Source organism: Halanaerobium praevalens DSM 2228 (assembly GCF_000165465.1).
Classification (GTDB): Bacteria; Bacillota; Halanaerobiia; order Halanaerobiales; family Halanaerobiaceae; genus Halanaerobium; species Halanaerobium praevalens.
The window spans coordinates 1,493,636-1,506,195 of record NC_017455.1; the positions used below are offsets into that span (position 1 = coordinate 1,493,636).

The 12,560-nt window shown below is 27.2% G+C and carries 10 protein-coding genes and 1 tRNA gene; 2 read left to right on the plus strand and 9 right to left on the minus strand.

Annotation, left to right across the window (positions count from 1 at the left end; genetic code table 11):
- Positions 1-10: 10 nt before the first annotated feature.
- From HPRAE_RS06920 to HPRAE_RS06930, 3 genes are all read right to left on the minus strand, one after another.
- The gene (locus HPRAE_RS06920) at positions 11-1,075 is read right to left on the minus strand and encodes a Glu/Leu/Phe/Val family dehydrogenase (protein WP_014553512.1); all 1,065 of its coding nucleotides are present in this window, start codon (positions 1,073-1,075) and stop codon (positions 11-13) included.
- Positions 1,076-1,095: 20 nt separating this feature from the next.
- Positions 1,096-2,019: a bifunctional enoyl-CoA hydratase/phosphate acetyltransferase gene (locus HPRAE_RS06925; RefSeq protein WP_014553513.1), complete on the minus strand. Its 924-nt coding sequence runs from the start codon at positions 2,017-2,019 to the stop codon at positions 1,096-1,098.
- Between the two features lie 263 nt (positions 2,020-2,282).
- Positions 2,283-4,031, minus strand: coding sequence for a sigma-54 interaction domain-containing protein (locus HPRAE_RS06930; protein ID WP_014553514.1), 1,749 nt, complete (start codon positions 4,029-4,031; stop codon positions 2,283-2,285).
- 308 nt (positions 4,032-4,339) lie between these two features.
- On the opposite strand from HPRAE_RS06930, the gene HPRAE_RS06935 reads away from it, so the two are divergent.
- Positions 4,340-4,414, plus strand: a tRNA-Arg gene (locus tag HPRAE_RS06935).
- 36 nt (positions 4,415-4,450) lie between these two features.
- On the opposite strand, the gene HPRAE_RS06940 is transcribed toward HPRAE_RS06935, so the two are convergent.
- Positions 4,451-4,876: a MarR family winged helix-turn-helix transcriptional regulator gene (locus HPRAE_RS06940; RefSeq protein ID WP_014553515.1), complete on the minus strand. Its 426-nt coding sequence runs from the start codon at positions 4,874-4,876 to the stop codon at positions 4,451-4,453.
- 148 nt (positions 4,877-5,024) lie between these two features.
- Between HPRAE_RS06940 and HPRAE_RS06945 the strand changes: the two genes are divergently transcribed.
- Positions 5,025-6,392: an MATE family efflux transporter gene (locus tag HPRAE_RS06945; protein ID WP_014553516.1), complete on the plus strand. Its 1,368-nt coding sequence runs from the start codon at positions 5,025-5,027 to the stop codon at positions 6,390-6,392.
- On the opposite strand, the gene HPRAE_RS06950 is transcribed toward HPRAE_RS06945, so the two are convergent.
- The 5 genes from HPRAE_RS06950 to HPRAE_RS06970 form a co-directional block, all read right to left on the minus strand.
- Positions 6,389-6,994, minus strand: a complete 606-nt coding sequence (locus HPRAE_RS06950; protein WP_014553517.1) for a trimeric intracellular cation channel family protein — start codon at positions 6,992-6,994, stop codon at positions 6,389-6,391. The genes HPRAE_RS06945 and HPRAE_RS06950 overlap by 4 nt on opposite strands.
- A 286-nt stretch (positions 6,995-7,280) precedes the next feature.
- On the minus strand, positions 7,281-8,219 hold the full coding sequence (locus HPRAE_RS06955) for an NADP-dependent oxidoreductase (RefSeq protein WP_014553518.1): 939 nt from the start codon (positions 8,217-8,219) through the stop codon (positions 7,281-7,283).
- A 157-nt stretch (positions 8,220-8,376) separates the two neighbouring features.
- Complete coding sequence (locus HPRAE_RS06960; protein WP_014553519.1) at positions 8,377-8,874, minus strand: GNAT family N-acetyltransferase; 498 nt, start codon at positions 8,872-8,874, stop codon at positions 8,377-8,379.
- A 351-nt stretch (positions 8,875-9,225) separates the two neighbouring features.
- The gene (locus tag HPRAE_RS06965; protein ID WP_014553520.1) at positions 9,226-10,962 is read right to left on the minus strand and encodes a DUF4153 domain-containing protein; all 1,737 of its coding nucleotides are present in this window, start codon (positions 10,960-10,962) and stop codon (positions 9,226-9,228) included.
- A gap of 145 nt (positions 10,963-11,107) precedes the next feature.
- Positions 11,108-12,550 (minus strand): aminoacyl-histidine dipeptidase, encoded by a 1,443-nt coding sequence (locus tag HPRAE_RS06970; protein WP_014553521.1) that lies wholly within the window; start codon positions 12,548-12,550, stop codon positions 11,108-11,110.
- Positions 12,551-12,560: the final 10 nt, after the last annotated feature.

Sequence of the window (12,560 nt, forward strand, 5' to 3'; positions counted from 1 at the left end):
TCAGCTCCTCCTATCTTGGAATATAATTTCTACGCACTTGAGCAATTTTTTTTATTCTTTCTTCTGCCATAATATCTGCTGCTTTATAAGTTGGTATATTATCTCTTTTACTGATTTCAATTACTTTTTTCATATTATCATAAATTTTACTTGCTCTACTAATAGCACGATCTCTGTTATATCCTTGTAATTCATCGTATACATTTATTAGCCCACCTGCATTTGCTACATAATCTGGTCCATATAAAATACCCATTTCATCTAATTTTTCTCCATGTCTTGCTTCACTTAATATATTATTAGCTGGACCACAAACAATATCACATTGCAATTGTTCTATTGTATCATCATTAATAACGGCACCTAATGCACTAGGAGCAAAAATATCACAATCAACTCCAAAAATTTCATCTGGATCTACTACTTTAGCTCCAAAGTCTTTTACAACTTTATCAATATTTCCCTGCTTAATATCAGTTATTATTAAATTCCCGCCTTCTTCATTTATATATTTAGCCAGATGATAGCCAACATGACCTACTCCCTGAATAGCAACTGTTTTGCCATTAAGATCAGGTGAACCATAGACTTCATCAGCAGTAGCTTTAATAGCTTTCCAAACACCAAAAGCTGTTACAGGTGATGGATCTCCACTTGTTCCAGGAAGACCAGTTACATAATCAGTTTCTTCTGCAACATACGCCATATCTTCTACAGTTGTATTAACATCTTCAGCGGTAATATAACGGCCATTTAAACTTTGAACAAAACGACCAAAGGCTCTCCATAATTCTTCACTTTTAATTTTTTCTACATCACCAATTATAACTGTTTTACCACCGCCAAGATTTAAACCTGCTGCTGCAGCCTTATAAGTCATTCCTTTTGAAAGTCTCATAACATCTATAAAGGCTTCTTTTTCAGTTTTATAATTCCACAAGCGAGTACCACCAAGTGCAGGCCCAAGTGTAGTATCATGAATTCCAATAATTGCCTTAAGCCCTGTTTCTTTATCATAATTAACAACAATTTGCTCATGCTCGAATTCTTCCATTTTCTCAAATATTTTTTTCATTTTAAAATCCTCCTCATATTTTATAAATCTTTCTCTAAATTTTTATAACCTCTAGTAACCATTTTACCCAAAACAATAGAATTGAATTTTGTTTGAAAACTATCTGCTCTTGAAGTTAAAACGAGAGGAACTTTTGCTCCTAAAACAAGACTAGCAGCTGGTAAGCCTGCATAAAATACTAAGGCTTTATATAAAATATTTCCTGCTTCAATATCAGGAACTAATAAAATATCTGCCTTCCCAGCAACTGAACTATTTATCCCCTTATGTTTAGCTGCCTCGATACTAATAGCATTATCAAAAGCTAAAGGACCATCAACTTCAGCTTTTAAAATCTGACCTCTATCAGCCATTTTTGCTAAATTAGCTGCATCAAGAGTACATGGCATTGCTGGATTAATTTTCTCAATAGCAGCTAAAGCAGCCACTTTAGGTTTTTTTATTCCAACTGCTTGTGCCATCTCCACAGCATTAATAATAATTTCTTTTTTATCACTTAAATCTGGATTTATATTCATTCCAGCATCAGTCATAAATATTATTTTTTCTTTTTTTTCAAGATACATCATTGTAACTAAACTCAAAAGCTTATCTTTTCTCAAACCATATTCTTTGTTTAAAAGAGCCTGTAAAATTAGTTTTGTAGTTAAATATCCTTTCATTGGAAAATCTGCTTTTCTTTTTGCTATAAGTTCTATACACTTTTGAGCAGATTCTTGCTTTGAGTTAGTAGAGATTAATTCTCCTTTAAAATCATAGTTTAAATCATCTAAGACAAAGTTGATCTTCTTTTTATCACCAATTAAAATAGGTTTAATTATCCCTTCTTCATCAGCTTTTTTCACACTTTTTAAAACAATTTCATCTCCAGCTGCTGCAACAGCTAATTTTAAAGCTGGAGTCTTTTTTGCTTCAATAATTAATTCTTCTATGTTTTTAAACAAAATATCACCTCCTTCTTTATTGTAAAATAAATATTAGCTTGCATTAATATTATTATGCAATTTTTATTCCAAAATAATATCAATCTTTAGAACTTTCAGACAAATAAAACGATAATTAATGGTTCGCCTTTGTTAGTTAGGGAGGTTAGTGTTAAAATATTCTGATTATTAATAATTTAATTAAATTATTAATCTTAATTTTTAAGATTAATTATCTGCAAAAAATTCATAACTGCAATGTTTTGCAGGCAATTTGTTGCAGTTTATTCTATATTATATTTATCTATTTTATAATATAGACTTCTAACTGCAATATTAAGTAATTTAGCTGCTTCTTTACGGTTGCCATCATTTTTTTTCAAAGCTCTAATAATAGTATTTTTTTCAGTAGAGTTTATAATTTCTTTTAATGTATGGTTTTTAATTGATTTTTCTTCTAAAAGAATCTTATTTGATTTTTCAACTTTATTACTATTTTCAACTAAAAGAGGTAAATGATTTTTATTTATAATTTCTTCTTCTAAATTCATATAAATCATTGATCTGCTTATAATATTTTCTAATTCACGAACATTACCAGGCCAATTATATTTAAAAAGTATTTGATATACATCATTGTTTATATTTTTAACAGAGCGTCCATATTCTTGATTAAGTTTTCTTATTATATGATGAATAAGAGCCTTTAAATCATCTTTTCTTTCACGAAGAGGAGGAATCCGGATTGGAAAAACATTTAAACGATAATAAAGGTCTTCGCGAAACTCTCCCTCTTTAATTTGGTTCTCAAGATTAGTATTAGTAGCGACTATTACTCGCACATCTATTGAAATTGTTTTAGTACTACCAACTCTAATAATTTCTTTTTCTTGTAAAACTCTCAGTAATTTTGCTTGTAGATTAAGACTTATTTTACCAATTTCATCAAGAAAAATAGTGCCTCCATCAGCCTCTTCAAAAAGCCCAATTTTCCCACCTTTTTTTGCTCCAGTAAAAGCTCCTTCAACATAACCAAATAATTCACTTTCCAGAATATTATCTGCAAGAGCTGAACAATTAACTCTTATAAATTTATTATTTTTTCTTTTACTTGCATTATGAATAGCGTGAGCAAAAAGTTCTTTACCAGTTCCACTTTCTCCCCGTACTAAAACAGTAACAGGAGTTCTTGAAGCTTTTTTGGCTTGTTTTATTACAGTTTCCATTTTATCACTTTTACCAATTATATCTGCAAAAGTATATTTTGCATTTAAATGCCTGATCATTCTTTTTGCTTCATTAAGTTCTTGAGTCAGCTTTTTTATTTCAGAAACATCTCTAATAACCCCTACACTACCCCTTAATTTACCTTCAACTATTATTGGAGCAACATTAACAATAACATCTTTTTTATTAGGTCCTACTTTTATTCTTGCATTTTTTACAGGTTTTTTAGTTTTTAAAACTTTATAGTGCATACTTTTACCTTCAGCTATATCTACTGTAGCAGGTTTTCCAATAATATCAGATTTTGTTAGCCCAGTTAATCTTGTATAAGAAGGATTAATTAAGATTCCTATTCCATCTTGATCCACAACTGAAATAGCATCTTGAGTTGAATTAATAATAGCTTCTAACATACCTCGAATTTCATTTAAATTAGTTATTTTTTCAGCAAGTTTTTTTACTTCAGTAATATCTCTAAAAACAGATACAGCGCCTATTATTTCTCCTTGACGATCTCTAACAGGAACTCTATTTGTAATAATTGTTGTTTCTCCAACATTTTGGACTTGATTTAATTCAGATTCACCAGTTTCTAAGATAACATGAAGTCTGGTATTAGGGATTACTTCCCTAACATCTTTACAAATAACATCTTCTTTATTTAAACCCATTATTTCAGCAGCAGCACTATTAAAAAGTTCTATGCTAGCCATTTTATCAATAGAAATAAGTCCATCATGAGTAGAATTTATAATAACATCTTTTTTCCTATTTAAATTGTTAATATATTTTAATCTATTTTTCATATTAGCCACCTTTATTTTAAATATTCTGATTTTTAAATTCAAGATATGCTCTTTGCTTCTAGCTCATATTTTAACATAGAGGAATTATATAGTAAACATTGTAAATCAATGCACAAAGATGTTTTGAATTTATAATTGAAAGCCTCCAAACAAGCCCCCTAAACTTTAACTCTGGCACAAAAGAAATTAAGACTCTCTTTACCATTATGACAGTAAGGATAGTTTTTGCTATTTTAAAAAATGGGGAAACTCATTTTTAATAATTTATTGACATTAAACTAGAATTCTGTTAAAATAATTTAGGTAATGCCCCCGTAGCTCAGTGGATAGAGCAAAGGCCTCCGAAGCCTTGAGCGTAGGTTCGACTCCTACCGGGGGCACCATTTGTTTAATTTGAGGTTGCTAATAGAAAAATCTCTTTAATTTAATTCTTGATAAATGCTTTCTAACATCCGATTTAATAAATTACGAATTAATTTATTTTCTGCTTCTGTAAAATCAGCTGCTAATATTTTAGTAGTTTCTTTTAATATATTGTTTATTTCATTTTCTAAATTCTTACCTTTTTTAGTTACATATAAATTTTTTATCCTTTTATCACTCTCATCTTTTCTTTTTATTACATAACCCTCTTTCACTAAACCATTTAAAAGCTTAGAAATTGTAACTTTATCTGATTTAAATACATTAGATAATTCTTCTTGATTAATCCCCTCTCTTTTATATAGACTCTTTAAAATATGAACTTGTTTAATATTTAAATTAAATTTGGCTGCCCTTTGATTAATGTAATAATTAATATATTTAGAAATTGAAGTTATATATCTTCCTAATGATTCATGCATTAAAATTCCTCCCTAATAATATATTTAAATATAATTTTGTTTTAATTATATAATAATAAAATAAAAATAAAAAATAAGTTGCAAAATGAAACTAATTCTGTTAAACTTAATATAGTTTCGATTAGAAACTAAATAAGGAGATGATCATATGACAAAAATATCTGAGGCAAAACTAACAAAAGGGAAAATAATACCTCAGTTGATAAAATTGACTTTACCAATGATTTTGGGAATGCTAGGAATGGTAATTTTTAATTTAACAGATACTTATTTTATCGGTAAACTAGGGGCTAATCAGCTTGCTGCTCTTTCTTTTACTTTTCCTGTAGTTCTGATAATTAATAGCTTTACTCAAGGAATAGGAATTGGAACGACTTCTATTATCTCTAAATATATTGGTGCTCGCAAAAACAATAAAGTTAAAAAAATTGCTACTGATAGTTTAATTCTTGGCTTAATAATTAGTGTTCTAGTCTTTATATTAGGTTCTTTAACAATCAGACCTCTATTTTCAATTTTAGGAGCAAGTGGAGTTATTTTAAATTATATTGAAGAATATATGACTATCTGGTACTTTGGCTCTTTTATGGTCGTGATACCAATGATTGGTAATAACATAATTAGATCTTTAGGAGATACCAAAATTCCTGGTTTAATTATGGGACTAAGTGCTTTAATAAATGTCATTCTTGATCCCATGTTAATTTTCGGTTATGGACCTTTACCTATACTTGGAATTAAAGGAGCTGCTATTGCTACAGTTTTGGCAAGAGCAATTACAACTTTAACTGCCATTAGTATTTTGTATTTTAGAGAAAATATTATTTATTTTTCTAAATTCAAACTAAAGGATACTTTTAAATCTTGGAAACAAATAATTTATATTGGAATTCCAAATTCTTTAGTCCAAATGGCTTTACCACTTAGTTCAGCTATTATAACTAAAATTTTAGCTACTTATGGTCCTAATGTAGTAGCAGGTTTTGGGGTTGCTACTAAAATCGAATTTTTTGCAATGTCTTTTATTATGGCTTTAAATTCAGTCATTGGGCCTTTTATTGGTCAAAATTTAGGTTCAAAATTATTTAAAAGAGTAAATAAAGGATTGAAATTTGGAGAATTATTTTCCTTAATAACAGGTTTTATTTTAGCAATTATTTTATCAACTTTTGCTAAAAATATAGCAGCCTTATTTAATCAAAATCCTGAAGTAATTAAAACTGTAACTAGCTATCTTTTAATAGTATCTTTTACTTATGGATTACAAGGAATTTTAAAAATTGATTCTACAATTTTAAATGTATTAAATAAACCAATTCAGGCTGCCTTACTAATTTTTAGCCAAACTTTTTTAATCTATCTTCCACTAGCTTTAGTTGGATCTCATTTAATAGGTGTTTCTGGAATTTTTATTGCTTTATCTATTTCTTATTTAATTTCAGGATTTTTAGCCCATCTAATTGTGCAGAAAAACTTTAACTTATATAAAAAAAATTCATTAAAAAAAGTAAGCTAAACTGATACTTTTTTTAAATGAATATCTTTTTTTATACAAAATAAACGAACTAATAAAGTAATTGCAAAAGCTAAATATAAGGCCATATTATTACCAATAAAATTATAGGTTATAATAAAAATAATTGCTCCTAAAATAGAGGCTACAGCATAAACTTCTTTATGAAATACATAAGGGATTGTATTTGCAAAAAGATCCCTTAAAGTTCCTCCACCTGTTCCTGTCAGTACAGCTAAAATTATTATCACAAATGGCTGTTCAAAACCATTAATAACTGCTACCTCAGCTCCAATTGCTGTAAATGCTGCTAAACCAATTGCATCAAAAATATTTAAAATTTGATTAAAATGAATAATAGCTTGATAAAATATTATTACTAAAAAAGCAGCTAAAATACTAACTATAATATAAATAGGATTAGCTAGAGAAACTGGCAATTCTTTATTTATTAAAATATCTCTAATAATCCCTCCTCCAACTGAAGTAGTTATTCCAAAAACTATAATCCCATAATAATCCATTTCTTTTTCTATAGCTCTTAATGCCCCAGACATTGCAAAAGCTATAGTACCAATAAATTCTACAATTGTGATAAATGCCATTTTTACCTCCAGAATTTTAATTTTTTTAATAAGCAAGCGATTAAATTATAGTATAGATCTTTAAAAAAATCCAGTTTCTTTTAAATTAAAATTAATTAATTTTAGGACAAAAATTAATTTTTTTGATTTTCCAGATTAAATTATCGATCTTTGCGAGCAAACTTTTGCTCTATTACATAAAATAAGCCCAGAAAAGTTTAAACTTTTTCTGGACTATAAATTCTAATTATTTTCAACTTTAAAAACAATTGGATAGTTCAAACTCTATTTTTTAAAATTAATAATTTTAAGATTTAACATTAATAATAATTTTTCCTCTGGCATGATGACTTTCACTTAATTTATGAGCATCTTTAAGCCCTTTTTCTGAAAATGGAAACTCTGAACCGACAATTGCTTTTAACTTTTCTTTTTCCATCATGTCAGCTAAAATTGCTAATTGATCACCATCAGGAATTAACCAGTGTAAAGTAGCTTCTACTTCTTTTTCTTTTACTACTTGCGGATCAGGTTCTTCAACAATTGAAACTAATTTTCCACCTTTTTTTAAGATACCAAGACTTTTAGTTTGAATTTCTCCACCTAAAGTATCAACTACTAAATCATAATCAGCAAGTATTTCAGCAAAATCAGCTTTAGTATAATCAATAACTTCATCTGCTCCTAATGACTCTAAAAATTCTACATTTTTAGTGCTACCAGTGGTAGCCACATAAGCTCCTAAATTTTTAGCTATTTGAATACCAAAACTACCTACTCCTCCTGCACCAGCATGAATTAAAACTTTATCATTTTTTTCTAAATTACCAACATCAGTTAAAGACTGATATGCTGTTAAACCAGCAAGTGGTACTGCAGCTGCTTGTTTAAAATTAATATTATCTGGTATTTTAGCTACCAAATTTTCTTTAGCAGTAGTATATTCAGCATAAGTTCCTCTATTAGTAAGTTCTGGTCGTACAAAAACCCGATCACCAACTTTCAGACTCTCTACTTTATTTCCTTTTTCTTTGACTATTCCACTTGCATCCCAACCTAAAATAATTGGAAAATCAAAAGCAAACATTTCTTTTAGATAACCTTCTCTTAATTTCCAGTCGATTGGATTAACTGAAGCAGAATGGACTTCTATTAATATCTCATCAGCTTTTGGTTTAGGTTTTTTAATTTCTCTTTCTTTTAATTCTTCTCTATCTCCATATTGATCAATAACAATTGCTTTCATTACTAACACCTTCTTTTAATTATTTATAATTCTTAATTAAAATTTATTTGATAACGATTATCATTATTGATGAATATATCATACTTTTATTAGAATATCAAAGGCAATTTTTAAAAATTTTACTTATTATTAAAATATAATTTAAATTAAAATTAAACTAAGAAGCTATTTTAAACAACTCATTGTTTTCATATTTTTCATAATCAGCTAAATCTAATTCTAAATAATAACGATCTAATCCTGCTCCATAAACATTTTCTTCATATTTTTCTTTTTTAAAACCTAATTTATCTTTATAAACATGAATTGCAGGTTTATTATCTGGATCAACAGTTAATTTGGCTTTAGAATATCCATCTTTTAGTAGTAATTCCATACCAGATTTAATCAATTTAGTTCCTAAACCTTGGTTGCGGTATTCTTCTTCTATAGCTAAAGCATAAACATAAGCCGTATCTTTATTATCCCAATCATTCATCAGTTCTAACAAACCAACTGGTTCTTGCTTATCAAATAATACTAATAATTTACCATGTTCAATTAAAGGTACTAATTCCCATTTTGATAAACCACTGTCCCTAAAAGTCCTAGTCTCTAGTTCAACTAGCTTATCAAGTAATTTTTGGTCAAAATCTTTAATTACTTCAATTTTCATATTATTTCCCCCTTTAGGTTTTAGATCACAAAAACTGTAATTTAAAACAATTCAAATTAGAATTGATTCAAATTACAGTTTCAAATAATAAACGATATTTTGTTTTTTAAAGTTGTGGCTTCTACTAAAAAATATTCTAATTCAAAACCAAAGTTCAATCTATATAGATTATAAGAAATATAAGCTAAAATGTCAAGCATCTAAGAGCTATTATCTTTAAATCATTTCTTAGAACTCTAAATGGTTATAGAATCTCCCAAAAACTAATTTCTTAAAATAAAAAATCATTTTGATTGGTTATAGATTTTATCAGCAGAAAAACCAATCAGAGTCTTACGCAGAAAATTATTTTTATTTTAATTGAATAAAAATAAAAGAATTTAAACGATATAATTGTAAATCTGAATTAGATTTAAGCTCTCCTGATAAATATTTAAACACAATTTTCATCTTTACAGCTTCATTTTCATATATATAATTTTGATTTAAATCTTTTAGATCTTTTTCTGATGATTTTTGCAATTTTTGCTGCAGCTGAAGTAAATCATTTTTTAAGTTTTGCTTAAAAATAACTTTTTCAGCTTTAATTAATTCAAGTTTAAATTGTTCTAAATTAAAATCTAAACTCAAATCATTTTCTAATTGATTTGAAGTTGAAATTTCCGAACCTTCAACTTGAAAATCTAACAAATAATTATAATCTTCAAGTTGAAAAATTTTACCTTTAAAAGGGATTCTATAATAAAAATTATTATGATTACTATAATATCTTTGATATTTAAAACCAAATACCTCTTCCATCTCAGTCTTTTTAAAATCAGTTGGTAAATAGTTAAGAGCTTCTAAACTGTGCTTATCAGTAAAATATTTAATAATTGAATTAATTTCTTTCTTGGCTGTAGTTGGAATTGGCTTTTTAACTATTTTATTATTTTCTAATAATTCATTTTCCCTTAATATATTTTCGAACCGTTGATTTTGACTTTTAGTTGCAAGTGAAAATCCACTCCAAGGACCAAAAACAGCTAAAATACTAATTATTGCTAAAGAAAAAACTACTATAGTATTTCTTTGTTTTTGACTAAAGTTATAATAAAGCATTACTAAAAAAATCCAAATTCCTAACAAAAAAACATAATACCTATTTTCTGTGAGACCATAATCATTAATCCTGATAGAAAGTGCAAAAAACATCATAATTAAAAGTGGCAAAATTATTTTAGGCATAATTAAAATAAATTTATTAACCCATTTATTTTCTTTTCTAAATGGTTTAATAAAAAAGATGACTAGAAAACTAAGCATTGAATACCAAAATACAAGTTGACCTACAATACTTTCAAGCCAAAGCTGAGTTTTAATAATTTTAATAAAATAAAGATATAAAATAAGACTATAAATTGTAAGTAAAGGCATAATTATATATAAAATTAATATTTTTAAAACTGATGAGTAATCATTTAAGTCAAAATCCCTCTTAAATAAAGGAATTCCAGCTAACATAAAAATCGGTGCAAAAATACCTGCTGCTAAAAGCCAAGAACTAATATATAATTCTTTGGCTAATGAAAGCTCAAATAATTTATCTAAAGTAAATAAAATAGTTATTAAACCAATAAAAATTACAACAGTATAAACAATTGTTACAAAAAATTTACTAAAAATATGAGCTATATATAATTCATAATTTTTTCGCTTATAAAAATAATGGATTAATAATACTAAAAGGTAAAAACTAATATTTAGAGCAATAAAACGACTAATAGAAACTAATTCAAAGTCTTTAAAAATAAATAAATGATAAATTAATAGAAATAAAAAAATTAAAAAATAAATTAAATGCTTTTTTATCTCTGGAAATCGTTCAAATATTAAGCTTGAACTTAAAAATAAAGGGAAAGCAAGAGAAGTAGTTAAAGCTAACTCAATTAAAAGTTTAATTTTCTGATCAGAAAAAAGCGTATTATTATTAATAACTATCATTAAAATAAAAGTGGTAATAAAAGCTGCTAAAGCAGCTAAAGGAAATCTTTTAGTGCTTAATAGTAAATTATTAAAGATCTTTTTTAAATAATTAATTATTTTCATAAATTAACCCCCAGCTAGATAAATTACTATCATGATTATAATACAAAACAGTTTTAAAGTCTATTTTATATTTATAATAGCAATTTTTTTGAGCTGAGGGTTTAAATTTAAAGCTTTAAAAATTAATTTAGCTTTTATTAATAAATTATTTTAATGTTTGAAGTAATTTTTTTAAATAATTATATGTTCTTTTTGTAGAAGAAATACTTAATTTTTCTGCTGGTACATGTACATCGAAAATATCTGGCCCAAAAGATATAATATCTAAATCGGGATAGGTCTTTTTGAGAGCTCCACTTTCAAGCCCAGCGTGAATAACTATTACTTCCATTTCTTTTTCATACATTTTATTATATATTTCTACTGCTTTATTTCTAAGTTCAGATTCAGGTTTGTATTCCCATTCAGGATAATGACCTGTAATTTTTGCTTTAGCAACTTTTTCTATATCAGCAGTAATCTTATTTCTCATTTCTTTTAAAACTTTTTCTTTAGCACTTCGAGTCGAAACATAAACTCTTATTTTATCTGTTTCTGTATTGATAATAGCTAAATTACTTGAACTTTCTACTGTCTCAGGTCTATCTTTTAACCAATTATTGATTCCAGTTGGCAGTTTTTGTAAAAGATAAATAACAGCTTCTAAGTCTTGATCTCTTAAAACTTCAACAATTTCAGCCGACTTTTCTAAAATAATTTTTGGATTTTCTTGTGGATAATTTTTTTTCAGCTCTTTTTCAATGGCTTCAATTTCTTTTTTTAGTTTTGGATAAGCTTCTGCCTTAATTCCCAGACTGATTTTTGCTTTTCTGGGAATAGCATTATCTTTAGTTCCACCATTTATATTAACTAATTTTAAATCTAATTTTTCTTTTAAATTTGTTAAAACTTTTAAAGCTATTTTTAAGGAATTTGCTCTTCCTTTATCTATTTCCATACCAGAATGACCACCACTTAAACCTGTAATTGTAATATTTACTTCTTGATAAGCAGTAGCTACTTCTTCTCTTTTAATATCTAAAATAGCCTGAATAAGCTCTCCTCCAGCTGAACCGACTGTTAAAAATCCTTCTTCTTCAGAATCAATATTTAAAAGTCTGCTTCCTTTTAGTAAATCTGGTTTAAGGCCGAGAGCTCCATCCATTTCTGTTTCTTCAGTTACAGTAAGCAAAAGTTCTAAATCAGGATGCTCAAGATTATCATCTTCAAGAATCGCTAATCCCATAGCAATTGCAATTCCATTATCTGCACCTAAAGTTGTACCATTTGCTTTCAAAAAATCATCTTCAATTAGAACATCAATGGGATCAGTTGAAAAATCATGTTCTATTCCTTCTTCTTTTTCACAAACCATATCCATATGTCCTTGAATAATTACTCCTGGAGAATTTTCATAACCTGGACTAGCTTTTTTTCTGATTATTATATTATTCAATTCATCTTGGATTGTTTCTAATCCTAAGTCCTGACCAGTCTTTTTAAGATAATCACTAATTTTCTTTTCATCACCTGAGCATCTAGGAATTTTTGCTATTTCAGAAAAGTAATGAAATACTCGCTCAGGTTCTAAATTTTCTAAATTATTCATCTTTATCAGC